This is a genomic window from Eggerthella sinensis, from assembly GCF_003339815.1.
Classification (GTDB): Bacteria; Actinomycetota; Coriobacteriia; order Coriobacteriales; family Eggerthellaceae; genus Eggerthella; species Eggerthella sinensis.
Map to the genome: position 1 here is coordinate 28,518 of NZ_PPTT01000010.1, position 24,188 is coordinate 52,705.

The window sequence follows — 24,188 nt, forward strand, 5'->3', positions numbered from 1 at the left end:
TTTGCTCACCTTGGTATACGCTGGGGCTCTGTTCTGATAAAGTAGGGGATAATCGCACGTCGCGCTGCATATTGTACTTCGGGGAAGGCGGCGTGCGGCATCAGGAATTCAGTGAGAGAAGTTTGGAAAGGAGAGGGCATGAGCAGTTCTATCGTGCAGAAATTCAAGAACGTCGGCCCCGGCGCCCTCGTGGCTGCAGGCTTTATCGGCCCTGGCACCGTCACCACGTGCACGGTTTCCGGTGCGAGCTACGGCTACACCATGCTGTGGGCGCTGCTGTTCGCCACCGTTGCCACCATCATCTTCCAGGAGATGGCGTCGCGCGTCGGCATCGTGTCGGGCAAGGGTTTGGGTGAAAACATCCGCGATCGTATTCCCAACAAAACGCTTATGTGGATTGCAATCGTGATTGTTATCATCGCTATCTTCGTGGGCAACATCGCGTACGAGACGGGCAACATCACGGGCGGTATCCTGGGCATCCAGGCTGTCACGCCCGACATCCCGATGATTCCCATCGTCATCGTGCTGGGAATCCTGGCGTTCATCGCCATGTGGATTGGCTCGTACAAGGTGGTCGAGGTCATCCTCACCGTCATCGTCGTGTTCATGGGCGTGGTGTTCTTCGTGACGGCTCTCGCGTCGTCGCCCGACTGGGGCGCCATCGCCACGGGTCTTTTCGTGCCGACGCTGCCCGAAGAGGGGTCGAAGGGCATTTTGACGGCCGTCGGCCTCATCGGCACCACCATCGTGCCGTACAACCTGTTCCTCCATGCGTCCGGCGCCTCCGAGCGCTTCAAGGACCCGGAGCAGGTGTCCGACGCCCGCTTCGACACCGTCCTGAGCATCGGCCTGGGCGGCATCATCTCCATGGCCATCCTCATCTGCGCCGCCGCCAACATCTACGGCACCGACGCCGTGGTGACGAACGGCAAGGACATGGCGCTGGCGCTGCAGCCGCTGCTGGGCTCGTGGGCCACGTGGATGATCGGCCTCGGCCTGCTGTGCGCGGGCTTCTCGAGCGCCATCACGGCGTCGTTCTCCGCCGCGTACGCCGTGAATGGCGTGCTGGGCTGGAAGAAGACGACGAAGGACCTGCGCTTCAAGATCATCTGGATCATCGTGCTGGTGGCCGGCTGCGTGATGGCCGTGGCGCTGGGCAAGAGCCCCACCGAGCTCATCCTTGTGGCGCAGGCGGCGAACGCCATCCTGCTGCCCATCATGGCGTTCTTCGTGCTGTACTGCGCGAACGGCAAGGATCTGGGCAAGTGGAAGAACCACGCGTTCGCGAACTGCGCGGGTGTGGTGATCATCGTCATCACGCTGTTCATGTGCTACCGCAACATGTCCAGCTTCCTGACGTCGCTGCAGGCGCTCATTGGCGCGTAGGCGCGCGAGCAGGCAATATGTTGGTGCGCCCGCCGCTTTGGCGGGCGCCTTTGTTTTGGGAGTATGGAGGACGGTATGGACGAGATCGACGCGTACGAGGCGCTGGGACGCCTGGTGGCGTTTCTTGCCGAGGAGCGAGCCGAATACGAGGGGCTTGTCGTGCCGGACGACCCCGACGAACGGTGGACGCTGGCGCGCTCGCTCATGAACATGCGCCTGCCGCGACCGGTGCCCGCCGACGTGGTGGAGCAGCAGGACGCCGTGCTGCGTTCGCGTATCGCGCTTGCCGGCGTGACCGTTGCGGACACGCTGCCCGCCTCGCCCCTCGACGAGCGCCTCGTGCTGTGGCGCGGCGACATCACGACGCTTGCGGTGGACGCCATCGTGAACGCGGCGAACAGCAAGCTGCTGGGGTGCTTCATCCCCGGGCACCACTGCATCGACAACGCCATCCACACGTACGCGGGCATGCAGCTGCGCCTGGCCTGCGCCGAGCTCATGCGCGCGCAGGGTCACGACGAGCCGGTGGGCGCTGCGCAGGTGACGCCCGCGTTCAACCTGCCGTCGCGCTTCGTGGTGCACACGGTGGGCCCCATGGTGCCCTCGGGCGTTCCCACGGCGGCGCAGGATGAGCAGCTGGCGTCATGCTACCGCGCGAGCCTCGATGCGGCTGCGGCGGCGGGCTGCGCGTCTCTCGCGTTCTGCTGCATCTCCACGGGCGAGTTCCGCTTCCCGCGCGACCGCGCAGCCCGCATCGCGGTGGAGGCCGTGCGCGCCTGGCTCGAGGCGGACGCGGCGGGATGCGGGGGCGGACGCGGCCGCCTCAAGCGCGTGGTGTTCAACGTCTTCGGCCCCGAAGACGAAGCGCTCTACCGCGAATTGCTGGGGTGAAGCTCCCAAGGGGCCGGGAGGGAAGGAACCCCTTGGGAGCGTCGTGAAGAGCCCGAATCCTTAGCAGGCGACGCAGGCTTCGAGCGCGTAGGTGCGGGCGAAGCCGTCCAGCATGGGCGGCACTACCAAGGCGAGGCCGCGATACCACGGGGTGGCTGCAGTTGCCGCCGCCTTCTCTGCCCAGGTGGAAGCCCACCGCTGCGGATGCTCTTCAACGAAGCGCACGGCCGCCGCACGGTGGCTCGCGCCCTGCTCAGTGTCGATTCCAGCGTTGAACGCCAGGCTAAGCACGTGGGAAACGAAATCGAGTTCGAGGCCGATGTGGTCTTCCGGCTCGTGGTTGAACTGGGCTATCTGCATGCCGTAGTCGCGATACCAGGTGCGCACTTCAAGCGTCTGTTCCTGGAAGATCATGCGCTCCTTGTTGAAGTACACCGACTCCCACGGCGGAACCGCCATGGTTTGCAGGCCGGCGAACAAGCGGGTTGCATCAGTGCGCAACGCGCCCGCCGCCTCGTCGTCCAGCCCGGCGCGGTACCGCTCGTTCCAGTCGCGCAGCAGGCTGACGCCCTCTGCGAACGTCGGATCATCCTCAACGAGCGGCCAGTCGAGAAACGCCTCGTCGCGCAGCAGCCCGTCGATGAAGTCCTGCTGCGGATACAGGTACAACAGCTTCCCCACGAGGCCGAACAGCAGCCGGTATCCGTCAAGCTGCTCGTCGTTCGCCGGGCCTGCGCCGGTGTTCGTTGCGTTCATCCCGCTCACCCTTCAGGATACAGCGTGACCGAGTAGCCGTCAGCTAGGTCGTACTTCGCGTCGCGGTGTGGCTTGATGACGATGGAGGGCTGCGTTTCGCTCGACGAGGGAAGGGGCGCCACATCGCGCACGTCGCCGTACTTCGCCACAAGGTCGTTGTAGTCGCCGAAGTCGAGCGCTCGCATGGGGCATGTCTCGACGCAGGCCGGAGCCTTGCCTTCGGCCAACAGATCCTTGCAGAAGTTGCATTTGCGGATGCTGTCGGCTCCCTGCTCCACCTGCGGAGCGCCGTACGGGCAGGCCAGCGCGCATATACCGCAGCCGATGCACTTCTCGGGGTCGCTCCACACGATGCCCGTGTCCGGGTCCTTCTGCATGGCGCCCTGCGGGCACGCGGGGACGCAGGCGGGGTTGGCGCAGTGGTTGCACCCCATGGACACGTTGTAGGAGAAGACGCCCTCCTGACGCTTCACCGTGGGGTCCTGCTCGTCGGCCACCCAGGTGCCCCCGTGGAATTCGCGCACGTAGCGCGGGCGTGGGCCGACGGACAGGTCGTTTTGATCTTTGCAGGCGATCTCGCAGGTTTTGCACCCCACGCACACGCTCGAATCGATGAAGAATGCCATTTGAGATGACATGGTTTACGCCTCCTTGAATACTTCGCGCGGTTGCCACTGGGCATCGGGCAGCAGGCCGCCGTCCCACGGCTCCACGTTGACGATGCAGCTGTTCCAGGCCTGATGCCCGAACCCGACGCGGTTGGGGCCGTTCAGCACATTGACGCAGCCGGCCATGTCCACGCCGGTCTTCTCGTCGACGTCCACCCAGGCACCCTGCCCGAGCGCCAGCACGCCGGGCGTCATGATGTCGGTGAGTAGCAGCGGGCGCGCAACCTTGCCCCATTTCGACGAGACCAGCACGGGGCCGCCCGTTTTCAGGCCGAGCGCTTCACCGTCCATCGGATTCATGTACAGCGGGTGGTCGAAGGCCTCGCGCAGGATGGGCACGTTGCCGAACGTCGAGTGGGCGAAGCGGGGTGTGTGGATGCTGACCAGCTGGAACGGGTACTCGCCCTTCGTTTTGGTTTCCCAGTCGGCGAACGTTTCCTCATAGCCTTCGATGGCGGGCGTGTAGCGCGGCAGCGGATCGACGGTGGACCAACCGCATGCATTGAGGTCTTCGGCCAGCGTGGGCGAATAGATTTCCAGTTTGCCGCTGACGGTGCCCAGCGGATTTGCTTCGGGGTCGTCGCGGAATTCCTTGAGGCACACATGTCCGAAGTTGTCGTTCTCGCTGCGGGGAACCTGGTAGATGCCGTTTTCCTTGAGTTGACGGTACGTGATCTTGCCCTCCTGCGGTGCGCCTTCCACGCCCATCTCGTCGAGATCCTCCTGCGTGATGGTGAGCAGCGGTTCGTACGTTTTACCATCCTCTTTGATGACGGTGGCGGCGGCAAGCTGGTTGTATAGCTCCTGTTCGGGCGTCATAACTACGAACTTGTCCATGTCGATGCCCAGGCGTTGCCCCAGCTGTTCGGCCACCCATAGGTCGTCCTTGGCTTCGAACAAAGGCTCGGTCACGCGGCTCGACAGCATAATCTGCTCCCGGTAGCCCTGCGTGAGGTCGCCTACGCGTTCCCACTGTGAGGTGATGGGCAGCACGATGTCGGAATACTTCGCCGTGGTGGTCATCACGATATTCTGCGTTACCACGAACTCGACCGCGCGATGCGCCTCGATGGCCAGCATCGTGCCCGGCGTTTGGTTCATAAGGTTCGAGTGCGTGTGGTAGAACATCTGCGTCTTGCAGGGACGGACGTCGTCCTTACCCGCCGTGTATGTGCCCTCAAGCACCGACGTCCATAGCTCGTTGACGTTGATGCGAGTGTAAGGAGCCTGCGGACGCGTGTACATGCCGTTCGGCGCGCCGGTGAAACGGGAGGGTGAAACGCCGCCGATGGGGTTTTCCAGCATCTCCTTCGCGCCTGGCGTGAACCATGTGGGGTCGCCTTGGATGTTGCCGCCCACCACGAGGTCGATGCCCTCCATGAGCCAGGTGTGCCCGGCATCGCTGCCGGTCATGCAACCGGGCTTGCCAATGCAGCCGCACATCGCACCCAGCGCAAGGATCGTTTGCGGCAACGCACAGCCGTTCGTCGTGCGCGACGGAGCCGGGGACATGCAGATGGCCACCTTCTCGGTGCGCGCGATTTCGAGCGCCACCTCTTCGATGACGTCGGCCGGCACGCCGCAGATTTCCGCAGCCCACGCAGGTGTTTTCGGCTGATCATCGTAGGTGCCCAGCACGTAGTCCTTGAAGTTGTCCTGCTCGGCTGCGCCGTCGGGCAGATGCGCCGCATCGAAGCCGATGGTACAGCGATCAAGGAAGTCCCAGTCGATGAGCGCGCCGCCTTCGGCTTCGTCGGCCTGCAGCACGGTGTAGGCCATAGCGAGCGCCAGCGCCACGTCGGTGCCGGGGCGCACGGGCACCCATTCGTCCGCCAGTGCCTGCGCGGTGGCGTTGCGGAAGATGTCGATGGAAATGAAGCGTGTGCCCGCTTTCTTCGATTGCAGGTAGTTGTAGGTGGGAAGGCCGGCGCGGCTCCATGCGGGGTTCGAGCCCCACAGCACGATGAGATCGCAGCTGCGCATGTCGATGCGGTCGTTGAAGTCTTCGGCCAGACCGATGTACGGTGCGATGGAGCCCCAGGCACCCGACGAGCAGGCGCCCCAGTTATCCATGTAGCCGCCGTACAGCGACAGCATGCGACCGATATCCCACTGCCCGAACAGCGACGCGACGAACCCGGGCACCACGATGGCCTCGTTGCCGTACGTGTCCACGATGCGCTTGATCTCGTCGGCGACGTAGTCGAGCGCTTCGTCCCAGCTGATGCGCTCCCATTCGTCGATGCCGCGCAGCTGGCCGTTCGTGTTCGAACCGCCGCCGGGCTGCCAGCTCTTGCGCTTCATGGGGTACTTCAGGCGGTCGGCGCCGAAGATGTGCGCGCGTTGGGCGCGGCCGCGAGCGCAGGAACGGACGCGCGGGCAGTTCGGCGTATCCTCGTGCGTTTCATCGGTGCCCATCTTCACCGCTTTGCCGTCCTTGACGTACACCTTGTTGAAGCCGCGCGATCCGCAGTCGGCCCAACACTGAGCCGAAACCCAGCGCCCCTCGGCAGCCGCCTCCTGTTGCGCTTCGTTTGCTTCGGTCAGCCCGCATCCCGAGCTTGTTGCCAGGGCCGCGCCTGCGGCTATCGCGCCGCTCCACTTCAGAAACGAGCGGCGGGTGAAACCGGCGCTCGTCGTTGTTGGCTCGCGGTATGTGTCAGCCATGTGATGTTCCTCCTTGTTGCCATGCGAACACGAACAGCAATCTGCAGCTTGCTTGCGGCGGATTATAGGAACCGCCGGATGCGGTGCGAGGGCGCGTTGCCCGAAAACGGGCAACAAAATGCGCCATGATTTCCTTTTTGCGCCAAACCCTCAATAAGCCACGACGGTTTTCGCCGTCTGCCGGGTGCGCGCTGCACGGTGGGGCCCGGTCGATATAATGGGGCAATCGAAGCAGGTGATTGGGGGGGTCACTATGGATGCTGATGAGAATCGCCAGATAGGCCAGGACCGAGCGCCCGTTGCGCCGGGTTCAGTCTCGGGCACGAGCACGTATGTGCCGCACGCCATTGCGAACCGTGCGTTTTCGTTTCGAGGGGAGACGCTGGCCACCGAGTCGAATACCGAAATCGCGCTCGTCCGCATGGACGAGATGGCGCGCACGTACCCGTACGGCGCGTCGCTCGTCCGGATTCTGAATCGGGTGGAGGCTATGGCCACAGTGCGCAGTGACGGGGTAGAGCCCGACCTCATGCAGCTGCTGCACCTGGAATTCGCCCGTGAAGTGGGGAAGGCGTCCCCGCGCGAGCAGAAGATGTACCTGCGCAAAGTGTTTCACGGAAGCCCGCTCGTCACCATCGAGGCTTCGTACGAGGCGTTCTGCTGCATCGAGACGCTCGAGTGGATCGAACGCTACGAGCCCAAGCCGGAGGGTATTACGAGCGATGACGTGTGGAAGTTGTACGAGCTGTGCATGCGCGGCACGCGCAAGGAGCGCGATGCCGGGCGCCGTGGGTCGAACACGCGTTCCGAGGCGAAAAGCCCCAACAGCGGTGTGCGCTATATGCCGCCCGATTATCGGCAGATCGACATGTTCATCGACGACCTGGTTGAATTCTGCAACCGCCCCTCGCTCACGCCGCTTACCCGGTCTGCCATCGCGCACTTCCAATTGGAGGCCATCAAGCCCGTTTCGGAGGGGCTCGACCGATGGGGTCGGATGCTGGCGTTTCTCATCTGGCGGCAATGCGGGCTCATGGAAAACATGCTGCCGCCCTTCTCGCTTACGCCCGCCGTGCAGACGCGGAAGCATACCGAGCTGCTCATCCCGTACCAGACGGGGCAGGATTTCGCGAAGCGCTCGGCATCGGCGTCGCTCGACAGCTGGGTGGCGCACTGCGCCCGCGCAACGGGGCGCAGCGTGCCGTTGGCCTACCTGTACCGCGACTGCGTGACGGATATCGAAGCCGACTGGCACGACCGATGCACCGACATGCACAAGGGCTCGGCGCTCGATGCATTGCTGTCGCATCTCGTGGCCATACCCATCGTGTCGGTGCCGTCCGCAAGCGCCATCACGGGCAAGAGCTATCAGACGGCAGCCGAGGCTGTGGCGCGCCTCGTCGACCTGGACGTGTTGACGCCGCTCACGGAGGGCAAGCGCAACCGCATGTTCGTGGCGCATGAGGCTGTCGAGCGCCTGAGTCACCTCCAAACCCAGTTTATCCCCGCCAAAGCCACCACTCGCGAGTCCTTCTTCCGCTAGGATCGCCGCCGTCGCAACCATCAAACGGCGCAGCCAAACGTTGAGTGGGGCTGTGTTGTTTTGGAGACGCGGGGTTGCGGCGTTTTCTGTGGGCGCGGCGAAGTTTTATCATGGTGTCAGCAACAATCGAACTACCAAGGAGGATCCATGGACGCACGTGTGTACGAACTGCTCAACGACCAGATCAACAAGGAACTGTATTCGTCCTACCTGTACCTGTCCTTCGCCGACTACTACGAGGAAGAAGGCCTTGAGGGCTTCGCCAACTGGTACGAGATTCAGGCCAAGGAAGAGCGCGATCACGCTCTCATTTTCCGCAACTACCTGCATGAGAACGGCTGCAAGGTGAAGCTGCTGGCCATCGATCAGCCCGACAAGGAGTTCTCGGACTTCCTCGCCCCGCTCGAGGCTGCGCTCACGCACGAGAAGTACGTCACGAGCCTCATCAACGACATCTACGCTGCTGCGGCCGAGGTCAAGGACTACCGCACCATGAAGTTCCTCGACTGGTTCATCGAAGAGCAGCAGGAGGAAGAGGACAACGCCGACAAGATGATCACGCGCATGAAGCTGTTCGGCTCCGACGCGAAGGCCCTCTACGACCTCGACCAGGAGAACGCTGCCCGCGTCTACTCCGTCCCGAGCCCCCTGGCCACCGCCTAGCGCACTCGCGCCTCCGCGGCACGGCATACGCACGACCCAAAGCGCCCCCATTCCGGGGGCGCTTTCCATAACCTTACACCCGTCCCAGATGCTCCCAGAAGGCGCGGGCGGAGGTGGAGGGGGCGGTGGCTTTGCGCCTGATGGCGTAGGTGCCGAAGGCGCTCTCGCGCTGCAGGTCGAGGCGCATGAGCACGCGACCCTCCTTGGGGTCGTTCAGCACGTTGGGCGGGAAGCCGAAGAACAGCGCCTGCTGCTGCACGGCGCTGCGCACGAGCAGCTCGCTGTCCGACGTGGTCATGACGATGTTGGGATGGACGCCCGCAGCGTCGCACGCCTCCATGAAGTAGCGGTGCAGGTGGTTGCGCTTGCCGAACGTCATGAACGGCTGCCCCTCCAGGTCGCTCAGCGCGAGTGCAGCCTGTGCGGCCAGGGGATTCTCCACGGGGACGTACAGAAACACGCCCGTTTCCACCACGAGCATGAGATCGAACTCGGCCAGGTACTGCGGCGCCGACCCCACGAGGCTGATGTCCGATTCGCCGGCGCGCACCATGTCGATGGCGGTTTCGGTGGTGACCTCTTCCACCGACAGCACGATGTCGGGATGCTCCGCGCGAAACGTGTCGATAGCCCGAGGCGGCATGGACAGGGCCGTGCCGTGCGCCATGGCAACCGATAATGTCTGTCGCAATGGCGGCGCGTCGAGGGTGCCGAGGTAGCGTTGCTCCAGCTGCTTGAACGCGTCAACCACGGGTAGCGCATCGTCGCGCAGGGCGCGCCCTTCGTCGGTGAGCTCCAGGTGGTTGTCGCGGTTGATGAGCAGGGGATGGCCCAGCTCGTGCTCGAGATTGCGGACGGCTTTGCTCAGCGCCTGGCGTGAAAGGAACAGCTCGTCGGCCGCTTTGGTGAAGTTCCCCCGCTGCGCGACGGCGATGAAGTAATCCAATTGACGAATATCCACGGTCCCCTCCCCAGAAGCCGTTTCCTGCCTACGACCAGCATAGCGCATACACCTGCCATTGTACTGCCTCCGAGCAAGGCGATGCTTCCCTGCGGGCGCGACGCAAGCAGAAAACGGTTGCGGTCGGGCAACCGGAAACTGCTTTTCCGCAGGTGGTGCGCGCATCTACCATAGAGGTGCTTGCAAGGGGCAAGCGCTTCGACAGGAGGGATGCACCATGGGAAAGAACCAGGGATTTTCACGTCGCGATTTTCTGAAGTTCGGCGCGGTCGGCGCAGCCGGTGCTGCTGCCGCCGGGTTCGTGGGATGCACGCCGGCGGCAAGCGGCTCCACCGACGCCGCGGCGGGCAACGCGGGCGCGGCGTCGTCGGCTGACGGCGTGGTCAACTCGTCCGATGCGGTGCTCAAGCTCACCGACGGCATGCCGAAGTGGTCGTTCATGATTCCGCCCGAGCCCATCGCCGACGATCAGATCACCGAAACCATCGAGAACGACATCATTGTGGTGGGCGGCGGCATGTCCGGCTTCACCACGGCGGTTTCCGCTGCTGAACAGGGCGCGAAGGTCACGCTGTTCTCCGCGGCGAGTGCGCCCATCTCACGCGGCGGCTCGAACTACGCGAAGAACTCGAAGGTGATGGAGGAGCTGGGCATCGAGCCGTTCGACCCGGTGCCGTTCTACTACCACGAGATGCGTGCGGCCTCGTTCGCCATCGATCAGCAGAAGTGGATGCGCGGCTACAACGAGTCCGAAGAGGCCATGAACTGGATGATCGACATTGCCCAGGCGAGCGGCCTGCAGGTGATCATGGAGCGCGACAACACGTTCGACCTGGGACCGAACTACGCGCATGCGTTCTCCACCGAGGGCAATAGCGCCATGGTGTCCACCGGCCAGCAGGGCGCCGTGGAGGCGCTCGAGGCGAAGGCGAAGGAATACGGCGTCGAGATCATCTACGACACGAAGGCTGAGCAGCTTCTGCGCGAGGATGACGGCAAGGGTCGCGTGAGCGGCGTGGTGGCGTCGAAGATGGACGGCAGCGGCTACGTGAAGTTCGTGGCGAAGCAGGCGGTGGTGCTGGCCACCGGCGACTTCTCCAACGACAAGGAGATGCTGGCGGCGTACTGCCCCATGGTGCTGCCACTCGTGGGCTACGAGCAGAACGAGATCGACTACAACACCAGCTTCAATCTCACCGGCATCTACGGCGGCGACGGTCAGAAAATGGGCCTGTGGGCTGGGGCGGCGTGGCAGCGCGCGTACCCGAACGCCCCCATGATGCAGGGCGCGTGGGGCGGCAGCCATGAGCCGTGCGGCTTCCACATGGGCCTCAACGTGAACATGAACACCGAGCGCTATCAGCGCGAAGACATCTCGGCGCCGTACAGCTCGAACCACCTGCTGTCGCAGCCCGGCAACATCGCCTTCGGTATCTGGACCGCGAACTACCCGGCCGCCATCCTTGAGGCGGGCCACGAGTGGTACACGTTCGGCATGGACTACACCCTGCCGCCGCTCACCACCGACGAGTTGGTTGCCCTGTGGGACGCCGGGGTGGAGACGAAGGCGTACTACAAGGCTGACACCCTCGACGACCTGGCGAAGCAGCTGGGGCTCGACGCGGAGAAGCTCAAGGCCGTGGTGAAGCGTTACAACGAGCTGTGCGACAAGGGCGTGGACGAGGATTTCTACAAGAACCCCGACTTCCTCGTGAAAATCGACGAAGCCGGCCCCTTCTACGCGGCGCAGAACTACGCCATGTTCATGACGGTGATGGGTGGCCTGCGCACGAGCAAGGATATGCAGGTGTGCGACGAGAACGACGAGCCCATCCCCGGTCTGTTCAACGTGGGCGCCATGGTGGGCGACATGTACGCGAACACGTACAACTTTGCGATTCCCGGCAACAGCTACGGCATCAATTGCCTCACGTTCGGCTACCTCCTCGGCCGCGATTTGGCCGCTGGGAAGTTCGCGTAGCGCGGGTATCGGCGCGCAGACGGCCCCTCCCACCCTGGCCGTCTGCGCCCGTGCCAAGCGCTCAACAGAGGGTTGACGGCACGGCTACGAAAAGCAACGATTTGGTTGTTCACCTGCACAAAAACCCTGCCGGGGGTTCGCAAGCAGGGTAAAAGAGCGTACAATCTGCGATGTCCGACAGTTGATTGAAAAATCGCAATACGAACGAATAAGACTATCTTCGCCAAGTAACAGTCTCGTGAGGTATTGCTACGAACATCGCGCAAGCGATGGGCTAGTAGGCTTACAAGCCAAGCGGTACTGTCGGTATTCCTTTCGATGCGGCCGGGGTTGCTACCCCGGCCGCATTGCGTTTCGGGAGGGGGTGCGCCTGCGGCAATCTTCGCTCCGAAAACACGCCACATGTGCTGAGGCGTGTTTTCGGAGCGAAGATTGGCCCCCGTGCGCCCGCAGCCTCAAGGTAACGCTGGGAAAAAGCATCGCGTGCATCATCGATTATTGGCGTACACTGTGAGCCGATACAAGGATGCGGCCCCGCGCGATGCCTTCGGTTTCTCCGATGCCGCGCGACGCGCCGATGAACGAATACGATAGGAGCAGGTATGCAAACTGCTTTGTTATGGGCCGCCGGCGGAACCGGCTTCACCTTCCTCATGACCACGCTGGGCGCCGCGTCGGTGTTTTTGTTCCGCAAGCGCAACAGCATGACGTTCCAGCAGGTGTTTTTGGGATTTGCCGCAGGCGTGATGATTGCGGCGTCGGTGTGGTCGCTGCTCATTCCGGCCATCGAGCGCGCCGAGGAAGCGGGTCAAATCGGATGGATTCCGGCTGCGGGCGGCTTCGCCATCGGCGTGGTGTTCCTCATGGTGCTCCATCAGCTGCTGCCGCATATGCACCCCGGCGAAAGCAAGGCCGAAGGGCTGCCGAGCAAGTGGGACCGGCCGACGCTGCTGTTCACGGCGGTCACGCTGCACAACATCCCCGAGGGCATGAGCGTAGGCTTGCTGTTCGCCATGGCGGCGCAAAACGGCGGCGATCCCGGTATGTTCGGCATGGCGGTGGCGCTGGCCATCGGCATCGGCATTCAGAACGTGCCCGAGGGTGCGGCGGTGGCGCTGCCCATGCTGCAGGAGGGCATGAGCGCGCCGAAGGCGTTCGCGCTTGGCACGCTGTCGGGTTTGGCCGAGCCGGTGTTCGGCATCCTCGTGGTGCTGTTCGCGGGACTCATCTCGCCGTACATGCCGTGGATGCTGGCGTTCTCGGCAGGCGCTATGATGTACGTGGTGGTGGAAGAGCTCATCCCCGAAGCGCACCTCGGCGAGCATTCGAATGCCGGCACGCTCGGCGTGATGGCGGGCTTTTTGGTGATGATGATTTTGGACGTGGCGTTGGGGTAGCGCGCGTCCATGACGGAGGGGGACATGTTCAACAACCTGATCGTCGCATACCTGTTCTTGGGGGGCATGGGTGCGGGGGCGTGCGCGGTGCTCAGCGTGCTGAGCATCGTTCTGCTGCGCTCGAAGAGCCGCACGTTCGGCACGCGGGCTCTGGCGAGCATCCCGTGCAGGAGGTTGTTCGGCTTCGGCTTTCTTTTGGCGGCCGCCGTGTGCGCGGTGGGAGCGTTTTGCCTGTTGGCCGACATGCGACGCCCCGACGAAGTGCTCGTGCTGCTGGTGTCGCCCACGTTCACCGTGGTGTCGGTGGGCGCCTACGTGTTGGCGGCCACCATCCTGTGCGCGGTGGTCTCGGGGCTTGCCTGGCTGGGCGTGTTCAAGATACGGCGCACGACCTTGCGTCTGATCGCGACGGTGCAGGTGGTGCTGGCGCTCGCCGTCATGACGTACACGGCGCTGCTGCTCATGACGTTCTGGAGCGTGCCGTTCTTCTCGACGCCGCTCATCATTGCGCTGTTTCTGGCCTCGTCGCTCTCGTGCGGCACGGCAGCCGTGGTGCTGTTCGCCATCGTCACGCGGGTGTGGGAGAGCTTCGCGGTGTCGATGCGCCGCCTGGCGCTTGCCGATGCGGTGATCATCGCGGTGGAAGCGCTCGTGTTGACGGCGTTCGTGCTGGTGAGCTGCCAGGTTGCACCTGAGTCAGCGGCGCGGTTGATCGGCGGCGAGCTTGCCGTGGTGTTTTGGGCGGGCCTCGTGGCAGCCGGCCTCGCGGTGCCGTTCGTGCTGTACGTGGCGGAATGCGCCGTGCCTGCGGCGCGGGTGAACCCCCTGCTGCCGGCCGTGTTGGTGCTGGTTGGCGGGTTCGTGCTGCGCTGGTGCGTCGTGACGGCGGCGTGAATTACCGGCGCCGCGGGCTATCGTTGCTATAATCGGGGAGATATCGGTACGCCGTTCGAGCTGCAAACGAGGAATGAGGACAAGCACGCGTGTTTCCCTTCGAGAAAAACGAGGAAAGCGGCATCCCCTTGTGGGTGCAACTTCGCAATCGCTTGGTGTACCTGATCAACTCCGGACACTATCGGCCGGGCGATCAGCTGCCCACCATTCACGAGATGGCTACCGACCTTTCGATCAACTACAACACGGTGAGCAAGGTGTACACGAGCTTGGCGAACGACGGCTACATCACGTCGAAGCGCGGCGTGGGCGCGTTCGTCAACGGGTTCGACGCGGGGGAGAGCAAGGAACAGTCCGACGCCATCGAGCAGGCGCTTGACGAATGCATCGCGGCCCTCACCGATTTGGGGTTGTCGCATCGCGACGTGGAAGCCGCCATGCGCACGCGCGTGCGCAAGCTGGAGCAGGAAACCGGTGCGTATCTGACGCACGAGTGAAAAGGGGAGCAGCATGGGGAGCAAGCGAAACGAACGCAGGGAAAGCGAGAAGCTGCGACGCGTGACGGTGGCGCCGCAGGGCGACGGCGACCCCATGCAGCGCGCTTCGCGCAACGGCGTGTACTTCTTGCAGGGCATCATCATCGCGGCCGTGTTCCTGGCGGTGTGCCTGGTGTTTTTCCTGGTGGCAGGCCGCATCGGGTTCTTCGCTGTGGCAACGGCCGCGTTCGCCTCCATCGTGGTGGCGTCGTCGGTGCACATCGCGCAGCAGTGGGAGCGCATGGTGGTCATGCGGCTGGGCAAGTTCAAGTGCGTGAAGGGCCCCGGCTTCTTCCTGACCATGCCGTTTGTGGAGTACAGCACCATGCGCATCGACGTGCGCATCCGCACGACGGCGTTCGGCGCGGAAGAGACGCTGTCGAACGACCTCGTGCCGCTCGACGTGGACGCCGTGGTGTTCTGGATGGTGCACGATGCCGAGAAGGCGTGCGTGGCCGTGGACGACTACGCGCATCAGCTGCTGCTGTCCGCGCAGACCATCCTGCGCGATGCCATCGGCCGGGCGACCGCCGCCGAGGTGACGGCGCGCCGCGATCAGCTCGATCGCGAACTCAAGCGCCTGCTTGAGGAGAAGGTGTCGGCGTGGGGCATCACGGTGCTGTCGGTGGAGGTGCGTAACATCCTGCTGCCTGAAGAGTTGCAGGAGGTCATGTCGCTTGAAGCGCAGGCCGAGCAGAAGAAGAAAGCGCGCCTGATCCTCATGGAGGCCGAGTCTGAAATCTCGGCGATGATCGAGGGCTACGCGCACACCTACGATGACAATACTGCCCTTGAGTTGCGGAAAATGTACCTGCTGTACGAAGGCGTCAAGGAGGGGAAGGGCACCGTGGTGGTGCCGAGCTCCTGGAACGAAGGCTTCGCCGACAAGGTTGCGGAGGACGCGGGAAAGTAGGGCAGGAGGGGGCTTCCTCCTTCCCATCCATCCTCAAACAAGATAGCTCTCCCCGGTTCCGGCTCTTGACTTTTCATATGAAAAGTATTTTCATATGAAAAGTAGGGGTTGGCCAATCCTGTACGGGCAAGAGGGTTTCCTTGAAGTGCGTGCGCGTCCGGTGTTCCCGTGCGTGCGCGTCCTGAAGTTCGAAGGGGGAGAAATGTCTTGGACGAATGAACCATCAGGTCTCACGCGGCGAAGCTTCCTGAAGTCGACCGCGGTGGTGGCAGGAGGGCTGTGGGCGGGCACTGCGCTTGGCTGCGCTCCCAGCAAGCAGGCTGAAGACGGTTCCGATGCTGCAACGCAGCAGGTCAACGAAGAGCACTACAACGTATGCTGCCGCCCGAACTGCTTCAACACGTGCATGATGACGGCGACGGTGCGCGACGGCAAGCTGGTGAAGACGGCTCCGGCCGACTTCCCGAACAAGGAGTTCAACCGCATCTGCCTGCGCGGCCTGGTCAGCAACGAGAACATCTACCATCCCGATCGCGTGCTCTATCCCATGAAGCAGACGGGCGAGCGCGGAAGCGACAAGTGGGAGCGCGTGAGCTGGGACGACGCGATCAACGACATCGCTACGAAGATCAAGGGCTATCGCAAGGATTTCGGCGATTCGTCCATCTTCAAGACGTCCGGTTCAAGCGTGTACCACGCCACGAGCGGCACGCCGGGCAAGCTGTTCGGCACCATCAACGCCTGCACGATGAGCGGCCCGCTCGATGCCGGCAACATGTACGGCATCATGCGCGTGTTCGGGTACGGCGGCGCGCCGTGGCCGGGCAACGATCAGCGTGACTACGTGAACGCGAAGAACCTGTTCCTGTGGTGCAACAACCTCACCGACGCGCAAATCCAGGACTGGCACTTCGTCGCCGATGCCATCGAGGCGGGCACGAACGTCATCTGCATCGATCCCATTTACACGCAGATGGCCGCCAAGTCGCACAAGTGGGTGCCCATCCGTCCCGGCGCCGACCTGCAGCTCATCATGTCCATGATGTACGTCATGCTTGACGAAGACCTCGTGGACTGGGACTTCGTGAAGGAGCACACGGTGGCCCCCTTCCTCGTGAAGGACGCCGACGGCCTGTTCCTGCGCATGAGCGATCTGGGCGTCGAGCCCACCGAAGGCCCCGTCGATCCCACGACGGGCAAGCCGACCGTGGTTGACCCGTACGCGGTGTGGGACGAGGCGGCGGGTGCGGCAGCCGAGCTTTCAACCGTGGCGGCTCCGGCCCTCGAAGGTGCGTTCGACGTTGAGGGCACGCCGGTTCACACGGCGTTCTCCCTGTTGAAAGATGAGATCATGAAGTACGCGCCGGCGCAGGCGTCGCAGATGTGCGACGTGCCGGAAGACGTCATCGTGGAGTTGGCGCACCTCGCGTGCGACGGCCCCGTCACCCATCGCGTGGGGTGGGGCACGCAGGCCTACGACAACGGCCTCGCTCCGCACGTGGCCGGTGCCACGATGGCCGCACTCGCAGGTCAGCTGGGCAAGCCGGGCGCGAACTACAGCTCCGCCGTGTGGATGTCGTGGGCCGGCGGCAACAAGGCCGCCACGACGCCCGAGCAGCCGGCGACGTCGCCCACCATTGCGTACATGAACATGCCCGAAGTCTTCGAGAGCGGTCAGTACCTCGGCGAGGACATCAAGCCGAAGGCGCTGTGGGTGTACTCCGGCAACCCGCTATGCACGTGGTGCGACACGAACACGCTGCGCGACGACATCTTCGCCAAATTCGAGCTGGTGGTCACCGTGGACTACATGATGACCGACACGGCGCGCTACTCCGACTACGTGCTGCCCTGCGCGCACTGGTTCGAGTACGAAGACGCCATCACCAGCGGAAACACGTTCCACATCATCCACTCCGAGAAGGCCATCGAGCCTTTGGGCGAGGCGCTGTGCGACCTCGACATCATGCGCAAGCTGGCTGCCGCGCTCGAGCTGCCGGACGATCTGTTCCCCGAGAGCAACGAGGCGTTCCTGCGCGAATACTTCGACAGCGAGCTGGCCGAGAAGCAGGGCATCACGTACGACGCCCTGTGCGAGAAGAACGCCATCCACGCCTGGGGCGACCACTTCATGCAGTGGCAGGACCTCAAGTTCGCCACCCCGTCCGGGCGCGCGGAGTTCTACGTGGAGAAGCCGACGGCGTACGGCGTGGTCTCCGGGAAAACGCCCGACCTGTCGCGCGAGCACCTTCCCATCTGGTTCGAGCCGCGCGAGGCGTGGCCGACGAACCCGCTGCACGAGCAGTACCCGTTCGTGCTCATGTCCGAGCGCCCGCGCTTCCGCGTGCACGGGCAGTGGGCGTACAACCGCATCCTGCGCGAACTCGATCCCGAGCCCACGGTGAAGATGAACCCGGCGGACGCCGCCGAGGCCGGTCTGGCCGACGGCACGCTGGTGGAGTGCTATAACGACCACGGCCACGCGGTGGCGAAGCTCGTGCTCAACGAGGCCATCCGTCCGGGTACCCTCGTGTATCCGAAGAGCTGGCAGTCCGATCAGCATGTGGCGGGCGGGTGGTCCGAGCCGCTGTCGCGCGAGACCGATGCCGTGTTGGTGAACCAGAGCTTCATGGACTGCTTGGTGGGCATTCGCGCCTGGAAGGGAGCTGAATAACGATGACGCAGTATGGAATGGTTATCGACGTCAACCGTTGCGTTGCGTGCAACACGTGCGTCGTGGGGTGCAAGGTTGAGAACAACCTGCCCAAGGATATGTGGTGGAACAAGGTGGTCAACGAGGGCGGCGAGAACCCCGATTCGCCGGCGGGCACGTACGGCGGCGAGATGAGCATGCATTCGTACACGCTGGCTTGCCAGCATTGCGACGACCCGGCGTGCGTGGCGGTGTGCCCGGCCGGGGCGACGTACAAGGATACGGAAACGGGCATCGTGCTGCAGGAGGCCGACAAGTGCATCGGCTGCGGCCTGTGCCTGGAAGCATGCCCCTACGACGTGCGCAAGCTGCAGGAGGGCGATCCGGTGCAGTACGCCGACTTCGGCTTCGGCGCGGCGGCCGCCCCGCAGCACGTGGCCGGCACGGCCGAGAAGTGCACGTTCTGCTACCACCGCGTGAAGGACGGCGACGTGCCGTTCTGCGTGGAAGTGTGTCCTGGTCGCGCGCGGTTCTTCGGCGACCTCGACGACCCGAATTCGGACGTGGCCAAGCTGGCCGCCCAGGCGAATGCCGAGCAGATGCTGTCCGAAGCCGGTACCGGTCCGAACGTCTATTTGCTGCGCTAACCCTCGAACGCGCGGCGCCTTGCCCGATTTCCCTCCCTCCCGGGCAAGGCGCCGTCGCGATGGTGTGCGCGACGTGAGGAGGTGGTACTCGTGAGTCAAGTGGTAACGTTGGCGTTGGCGGCGGCGTTCGTCGCCCTGTTTCGCAAGCCCATCAAGGCGCATCCGTCGGTATGGTACGTGGCGGCGGCTGCGGTGGCATGCGTCGGCGTGTACTTCACGTACAGCCCCGCCGCAAGTGGGGCGCTGCGTGCGCTCGCGTACGCAATTCAGAAGGGGCATCTGGGGTTCGCGTTTCTCGTTGTGGTGATGTTCGTGGGCGTGTTTCGCGACGGGTCGGCGGTGCGCAAGGCGCTGCAGCCTATTCGCGGCGAGCTGTCCATCATCGCCACCATCCTGATGACGGCCCACGTGGTGCCGTACGTGGCCAGCTACGCGGGCATGGCGGGTTCGCTCGGGTCGCTCAAGCCCAGCGTGTTGGCGTCGCTCGGCATTGCCGCGGTGATCATCGTGCTGCTGGCGGTGTTGGCCATCACGTCGCTGCGGGCGGTCAAGCAGGCCATGCAGGCGAACTCGTGGAAGCGGGTGCAGTGGCTGGCGTACGTGTTCTTCGGCCTCATCTTCTTCCACATGCTGGGGTACATGCTGGTGCCCGTGCGCGCGGGTTCGCCGGAGCCTACGATAACGCTCGCGTTTTACGTGGTAGTCTATGCAACGTATGCAGGAGCGCGCGTGCGGAAGCTGGTGATGGACCGCGGCGCGATGAGAAAGGGGATGGAAGATGGGTGCTGACATGCCGATAGGCGGCGGCGAAGATACGGCCGAGATGGCCGGAACGGCCGAGATGGCCGAGGCGAACGAGGCGCGCGCGGCGGCGTGGGAGCTGGCTGCGTTCAGCTTCCGCTACCCCACGGCCGAGCTGGTTGAGGCCGTTGACGCGGGGGAGTGGGCGGCGGCCGCGCGCGAGATTGCGGCGGCGCTCGAGGTTGAGCTGCCGGAAGGGTTCGGCGATGAGGGAATCGAAGGCGACGATGCCGCGACGCGCCTCACCACGCTGCGCGTGGAGGCGACGCGCCTGTTCGTGGGTTCGCCGCTGCCGGCGGTCAGCCCGTACGAGGGCGTGTGGCGTGCGGAAGCCGAGGGCGTGCAGCCGCTGCTCTACGTGAACCCGCACGCGATGGCGGTGGAGCGCTTCATGAAGTCGTGCGGTCTTGATCGGCCTGCGGGCACGAACGAGCCGCTCGATCACGTTGCCACGGAGTGCGAACTCTTGGAGCACCTCTCGCTCCGTGCGCTCAATCCGGCGTTGGACGAGGATTCGCCGCTGCCTGCGGCAACCGACCTGCCGGGCGGCTCGCCCGAAGCGGCGTACGAGGCGTTCGTCGCCGAGCATGTGGCAGCGTGGATGCCCGGGTTCGTCGAAGCCGTGCGGACCGAGGCGCGCGTGCCCTTCTACCGCGATGCGGCCGCGTTCTTGGGCGCGCTCGTCTAGGAACGTTGGGGCGCGCCGGCGAGAGCGTCGGCGCGCCCGATGGTTGCTAGGGCTGCATCGGCTGTGCAGGCGGCATGGGCGGCTGGTAGGGCGGCATGGGCTGCTGCGGGGCGCGCAGCTTGTTGAGGTACACGGCCGAGCCGATGAGCAGGCCCATCGTGATGAGGTTGCCGCACAGCAGCGAGAGGATGGCACCGGCGATGCTCCAGCCGAACGCCGTGGTGCGCGTCTGCGGGCGCGTGCAGCTGCGCAGGCCGATGATGCCGGCCACCAGCACCACGATGTGGCCGATGGCCAGCCACGCCACCCCGAGGGCGGCAAGCCCGAGTCCCAGCATGGTGACCACGAGGGCGGCTTCCGTATCGCCGTGATACGTCAGCGCTTCCATGAATTCCGGATCGTTGTGGGCGACGATGAACGACGCATTCGGGTCGGCCAGCATCGCGCCGCCCACCCCCAACACGAAGAACAGCAGCAGGCATCCCGCCAACGCCACCGCTGACAGCACGATAACGGCAATACTCAGACCGCGAACCATCCGTTCGTCGGGGTTCAGCATGAGGTATCCTTTCCTGAGGCAATCGCTGGTAGTAGTATACGGTACATTGCAAACGAAACGACAAAACGTGATCGCATCGTGGAAAGGATCGCTCATGGAGAACTTCGAGTTCGTGTCGCCAACTCACTTCGTGTTTGGCAAAGGCGCGGAGGAGCAAGTGGGCACGAAACTGGCCGAACGCGGCGCGCGCAAGGCGCTGCTGCACTTCGGCGGGCAGAGCGCGGTCAAGAGCGGTCTCATCGATCGCGTGAAGGCATCGCTCGACGCGCAGGGCATCGAGCACGTGGAGCTGGGCGGCGTGCGCCCGAACCCCGAGATCGCGCTCGTGCGCGAGGGCGTGGCGCTGTGCAAGGAGCACGACATCGACTGGGTGCTTGCCGTGGGCGGCGGCTCGGTCATCGACTCGGCGAAGGCCATCGCCGTGGGCGCGCACTACGACGGCGATGTGTGGGACTTCTTCGAGACGAAGCAGCAGACCAACGACGTGCTGCCCATTGCCGTGGTGCTCACCATCCCGGCCGCCGGCAGCGAGGCGTCGAAGAACACCGTCGTGTCGAACGACGAGTTGCAGCTGAAGTCGGGCTACCCGAACAACGCGCAGCGTCCGAAGCTCGCGTTCATGAATCCCGAGCTCACGTTCACCCTGCCGCCGTTCCAAACGGCTGCCGGTCTCACCGACATGTTCTGCCACCTGCTCGAGCGCTTCTTCGACGACGTGGGCGCCGTGCCCGTAACGGACAACCTGTGCCTGTCGCTCATGAAGACCGTGCGCGCCGAAGCGCCGCGCGTCATGGTGGACCCGGATAACTACGACGCCCGCGCGAACGTCATGTGGGCCGGCATGCTGTGCCATCAGGGCCTCGCCGGCGTCGGTCGTCACGAAGACTGGGCCACGCACGGTCTTGAGCACGAAGTGTCCGCGCTCTACCCCGAGATCACGCACGGCGCGGGCCTCGCCGCTCTGTTCCCGGCCTGGATGGAGTTCGTCTATTCCGAGAACCCGGGCCGCTTCGCCCACTACGGCCGCGAGGTGTTCGGCCTCGCTCCCACCGGCGACGTCGATGCCGACGCGCTGTCGGCCATCGACGAGACGCGCGCGTTCTTCGCCTCGCTCGGCATGCCCACGACGCTCGCCGAGCTCGACGTGGAAGAGGATGACATCGAGAAGCTCATCCCCACGCTCAAGGAGAATAAGGGCGAACCCTTCGGCAGCTTCAAAAAGCTCACCATGGACGACGCCCGGGAAATCTACCGCCTCGCGCTGTAGCGGCTTGCTTTCGCCTCGCGCATTCGTATAATAGAGGCGAGCCGCAGGGAGCTGGTTACTCCCCACGGCTCTCGAATCGCTTCGGCGGTTTGGCGCTTTTTGTTACGGCTCCTTGTCCTCGCGGATCGGGAGCCGCTCCAGTATTACGGTCAAAAACTCCAGCAAACTGGATACAAACTCAAGGATAGCCGCTATCAAGGCCAAAACGGTCATGGCTTCCACCTCCCTCCTTTGAGGTCCCTCACTCGGGAACATCGGGTGAAAAGGGGTGTGGTGCCGTGCCGCCTCTACGGTTCGTACCTTCTATGATAACGACGCCATCCAGCACATCGATGGCGTGCGTCCAGCGCGGATTCCTCTCGTTCTTTCTCGGGGCCTACGCGTTTCGAACGTGCATCGATCGTCGGTCTCGCGCGTATCTAGCGTGCTTTCTGCGTACGTGTCGGCAGAATCTAGCGCAATTCCAGCCCACCTACATAAAGCAGCTTGCTGCGATGACGATGGCGGTGGTCAGCAGGCCGGACACGGCTATCGATACGCCGCTCATGGCGCCCTCGAGCTCGCCCATCTCGAGCGCCTTCGTCGTGCCCACGGCATGGCTGCACGTGCCGATAGCCACGCCTTTGGCAATGCCGTCGCGTACGCGGAACAGGCGCGCCATGAGCGGGGCGGTGATGGCGCCCAGAATGCCGGTGACGATGACGGCCGCCACGGTGATGGACGTGATACCGCCCAGCTGTTGCGATACGGCGATGGCGATGGGCGTGGTCACCGACTTCGGGATGAACGACAGCGCCAGCGCATCATCGAGGCCCAGCAGCTTGCATAGCGCATACGCGCTGGTCATCGACACGAGCGATCCTACGAGGCAGCCGGCGAAGATGGGGACGAAGTGGTCTTTGAGCGTCTGACGCTGCCGGTACACCGAGTACGCCAGCGCCACGGTTGCCGGCCCCAGCAGGAACGAGATGAGCTGCACGCTCTGCTCGTACGATTCCAGCGGGATATGCAGTGCCACGAGCAGCCCGATGATGCAGGCGACGGTGACCAGCAGGGGGTTGAGCAGCGGCGACTTCACGCGCTCGTACAGCAGCACCGACAGCTTGAACACCGCGAACGACGCCACCGTGCCCAGCAGCAGCGTGAGAACAATCTGCGCCATGCGACTACGCCTCCTCGTCCGTTGCCGTTGCCGTTGCGCCCGCGGCGGAGGCGCCCGCGGAGGAGCCGCGGCGCGCCATCAGCCGCGACACGAGCATGACGGTGTACGAGGTGGCCAGAAACACGAGCACCGTCGTCACCACGCACACGAGCGCGAACTTCGCCGCATTGCCCTCGAGCAGCGAGAAGCACCCCATGATGGCCACGCCGGCGGGAATGAAGAACAGCGACATGTTGTCCAGCAGGCAGTCGCACGCGTCGCCCACGTGCCGCGCTTTCACGAGGCCCGTGCCCAGCAGCACGAGCAGCAGCACCATGCCCACGATGTTTCCCGGCAGATGGACGGGCAGCACCGAGGCGAGCGCGCATCCCGCCGCGTACACGGCAACCACCACGGCCAGCTGCGCGATGAGCCGGGCGCCCCGCTTTCCTCCCCGCACTGCTTTCGAGCGCCACGAGGCGCGATGGGTGGAGGGTGCGACGGCGCACCCGGAGACGCCCGAAGCGGCGTCGGTCTGCTGTTCCATGGTAAAAGAATCCTCACAAGTATGCGGAGGCGCGCCGATGCGCGATGCCCCGCCCGTTTTTTGCCGGGCCCATTGTACGGCTGCGCAAGCGATTCGCCGCGCTTTGTTACCAGAATTCACGCAAGCGGCACCGCCGGATTCCGGCGGTGCCGCAGAGGTCGTGCGCGATGGACGCGTGCTAGTCTTTGTTGCCCACCAGGGCGTTGACCAGCGCCGAGACGATGCTGATAACGATGGAAGCCACAAACGCGCTGCCGAACGAGTCGATGATGAGCCCCACCTGGAAAATCCCGTTCGCAAGCCACGCCGCGATGTAGAGCATGAGCGTGTTCACCACGAGGTAGAAGATGCCCAGCGTGATCACGCTGATGGGAAGGCTGAGCAGCTGCATGATAGGTTTGATGCTGATGTTGATCAGCGACAGGATGAGGCCGAAGATGGCGATGCCCACCCACGCGTCCGTGCCGCCCAGAAGCTCGATGCCCGGCACGATCCACACGGCCACGCCCACGGCGACGGCCGTCACGAGCCAGCGAATGATAAAGTTCATGACATGCTCCTTGACGTTGTGCGATATATGCACCGGACTATACCACTCCCGCGCATACGCCAAGGTCTTCGGTCAT

At 64.1% G+C, this 24,188-nt stretch carries 22 protein-coding genes; 14 read left to right on the forward strand and 8 right to left on the reverse strand.

Features of this window, described 5'->3' with window-relative positions; translation table 11 throughout:
- The first annotated feature begins 138 nt into the window (after positions 1-138).
- Positions 139-1,389, forward strand: coding sequence for an Nramp family divalent metal transporter (locus C1876_RS07095; protein WP_114546024.1), 1,251 nt, complete (start codon positions 139-141; stop codon positions 1,387-1,389).
- 75 nt (positions 1,390-1,464) lie between these two features.
- Positions 1,465-2,280: a protein-ADP-ribose hydrolase gene (locus C1876_RS07100; protein ID WP_114546025.1), complete on the forward strand. Its 816-nt coding sequence runs from the start codon at positions 1,465-1,467 to the stop codon at positions 2,278-2,280.
- Between the two features lie 60 nt (positions 2,281-2,340).
- Here the strand turns inward: C1876_RS07100 and C1876_RS07105 are convergent, their stop codons facing one another.
- The 3 genes from C1876_RS07105 to C1876_RS07110 are packed head-to-tail and all read right to left on the reverse strand — an operon-like array spanning position 2,341 to position 6,371.
- A complete protein-coding gene (locus C1876_RS07105; RefSeq protein ID WP_114546026.1) occupies positions 2,341-3,036 on the reverse strand; it encodes a TorD/DmsD family molecular chaperone in 696 nt (231 codons plus the stop codon).
- Positions 3,037-3,041: 5 nt separating this feature from the next.
- Positions 3,042-3,674 carry a 4Fe-4S dicluster domain-containing protein gene (locus tag C1876_RS17840; protein ID WP_123269589.1) on the reverse strand — a complete coding sequence of 211 codons (633 nt, stop codon included), beginning with the start codon at positions 3,672-3,674 and terminating at the stop codon, positions 3,042-3,044.
- Positions 3,675-3,677: 3 nt separating this feature from the next.
- Complete coding sequence (locus tag C1876_RS07110; protein ID WP_123269587.1) at positions 3,678-6,371, reverse strand: molybdopterin-dependent oxidoreductase; 2,694 nt, start codon at positions 6,369-6,371, stop codon at positions 3,678-3,680.
- Between the two features lie 253 nt (positions 6,372-6,624).
- Between C1876_RS07110 and C1876_RS07115 the strand changes: the two genes are divergently transcribed.
- Both C1876_RS07115 and C1876_RS07120 read left to right on the forward strand, forming a co-directional pair.
- Entirely contained in the window at positions 6,625-7,914 is a 1,290-nt protein-coding gene (locus tag C1876_RS07115) for a Fic family protein (protein WP_158544641.1), read from the forward strand.
- 147 nt (positions 7,915-8,061) lie between these two features.
- Positions 8,062-8,577, forward strand: a complete 516-nt coding sequence (locus C1876_RS07120) for a ferritin (protein WP_114546028.1) — start codon at positions 8,062-8,064, stop codon at positions 8,575-8,577.
- A 73-nt stretch (positions 8,578-8,650) separates the two neighbouring features.
- Here the strand turns inward: C1876_RS07120 and C1876_RS07125 are convergent, their stop codons facing one another.
- Complete coding sequence (locus C1876_RS07125) at positions 8,651-9,538, reverse strand: LysR family transcriptional regulator (RefSeq protein WP_114546029.1); 888 nt, start codon at positions 9,536-9,538, stop codon at positions 8,651-8,653.
- Between the two features lie 217 nt (positions 9,539-9,755).
- On the opposite strand from C1876_RS07125, the gene C1876_RS07130 reads away from it, so the two are divergent.
- The 9 genes from C1876_RS07130 (at position 9,756) to C1876_RS07170 (ending at position 20,048) form a co-directional block, all read left to right on the forward strand.
- Positions 9,756-11,519, forward strand: coding sequence for an FAD-dependent oxidoreductase (locus tag C1876_RS07130; RefSeq protein WP_114546030.1), 1,764 nt, complete (start codon positions 9,756-9,758; stop codon positions 11,517-11,519).
- Positions 11,520-12,121: 602 nt separating this feature from the next.
- The gene (locus tag C1876_RS07135; protein WP_114546031.1) at positions 12,122-12,916 is read left to right on the forward strand and encodes a ZIP family metal transporter; all 795 of its coding nucleotides are present in this window, start codon (positions 12,122-12,124) and stop codon (positions 12,914-12,916) included.
- Positions 12,917-12,940: 24 nt separating this feature from the next.
- On the forward strand, positions 12,941-13,810 hold the full coding sequence (gene nrfD / locus C1876_RS07140; protein ID WP_158544642.1) for an NrfD/PsrC family molybdoenzyme membrane anchor subunit: 870 nt from the start codon (positions 12,941-12,943) through the stop codon (positions 13,808-13,810).
- A 134-nt stretch (positions 13,811-13,944) separates the two neighbouring features.
- The gene (locus tag C1876_RS07145; RefSeq protein WP_227114671.1) at positions 13,945-14,307 is read left to right on the forward strand and encodes a GntR family transcriptional regulator; all 363 of its coding nucleotides are present in this window, start codon (positions 13,945-13,947) and stop codon (positions 14,305-14,307) included.
- Between the two features lie 13 nt (positions 14,308-14,320).
- Positions 14,321-15,259, forward strand: coding sequence for a slipin family protein (locus C1876_RS07150; RefSeq protein ID WP_114546034.1), 939 nt, complete (start codon positions 14,321-14,323; stop codon positions 15,257-15,259).
- 202 nt (positions 15,260-15,461) lie between these two features.
- On the forward strand, positions 15,462-17,933 hold the full coding sequence (locus C1876_RS07155; protein ID WP_158544643.1) for a molybdopterin-containing oxidoreductase family protein: 2,472 nt from the start codon (positions 15,462-15,464) through the stop codon (positions 17,931-17,933).
- A gap of 2 nt (positions 17,934-17,935) precedes the next feature.
- A complete protein-coding gene (locus tag C1876_RS07160) occupies positions 17,936-18,559 on the forward strand; it encodes a 4Fe-4S dicluster domain-containing protein (RefSeq protein WP_114546036.1) in 624 nt (207 codons plus the stop codon).
- Positions 18,560-18,649: 90 nt separating this feature from the next.
- The gene (locus tag C1876_RS07165) at positions 18,650-19,348 is read left to right on the forward strand and encodes a hypothetical protein (RefSeq protein WP_148044500.1); all 699 of its coding nucleotides are present in this window, start codon (positions 18,650-18,652) and stop codon (positions 19,346-19,348) included.
- On the forward strand, positions 19,338-20,048 hold the full coding sequence (locus C1876_RS07170; RefSeq protein ID WP_244910072.1) for a TorD/DmsD family molecular chaperone: 711 nt from the start codon (positions 19,338-19,340) through the stop codon (positions 20,046-20,048). The genes C1876_RS07165 and C1876_RS07170 overlap by 11 nt, the downstream gene beginning before the upstream one ends.
- 46 nt (positions 20,049-20,094) lie before the next feature.
- Here the strand turns inward: C1876_RS07170 and C1876_RS07175 are convergent, their stop codons facing one another.
- The gene (locus C1876_RS07175; RefSeq protein ID WP_114546038.1) at positions 20,095-20,607 is read right to left on the reverse strand and encodes a hypothetical protein; all 513 of its coding nucleotides are present in this window, start codon (positions 20,605-20,607) and stop codon (positions 20,095-20,097) included.
- Between the two features lie 94 nt (positions 20,608-20,701).
- On the opposite strand from C1876_RS07175, the gene C1876_RS07180 reads away from it, so the two are divergent.
- Positions 20,702-21,874 carry an iron-containing alcohol dehydrogenase gene (locus tag C1876_RS07180; RefSeq protein ID WP_114546039.1) on the forward strand — a complete coding sequence of 391 codons (1,173 nt, stop codon included), beginning with the start codon at positions 20,702-20,704 and terminating at the stop codon, positions 21,872-21,874.
- A 472-nt stretch (positions 21,875-22,346) separates the two neighbouring features.
- On the opposite strand, the gene C1876_RS07185 is transcribed toward C1876_RS07180, so the two are convergent.
- From C1876_RS07185 to C1876_RS07195, 3 genes are all read right to left on the reverse strand, one after another.
- Positions 22,347-23,036 carry an LrgB family protein gene (locus C1876_RS07185; protein WP_114546040.1) on the reverse strand — a complete coding sequence of 230 codons (690 nt, stop codon included), beginning with the start codon at positions 23,034-23,036 and terminating at the stop codon, positions 22,347-22,349.
- Between the two features lie 4 nt (positions 23,037-23,040).
- Complete coding sequence (locus C1876_RS07190; RefSeq protein WP_114546041.1) at positions 23,041-23,562, reverse strand: CidA/LrgA family protein; 522 nt, start codon at positions 23,560-23,562, stop codon at positions 23,041-23,043.
- 178 nt (positions 23,563-23,740) lie between these two features.
- A complete protein-coding gene (locus C1876_RS07195; protein WP_114546042.1) occupies positions 23,741-24,112 on the reverse strand; it encodes a phage holin family protein in 372 nt (123 codons plus the stop codon).
- Positions 24,113-24,188 lie beyond the last annotated feature (76 nt).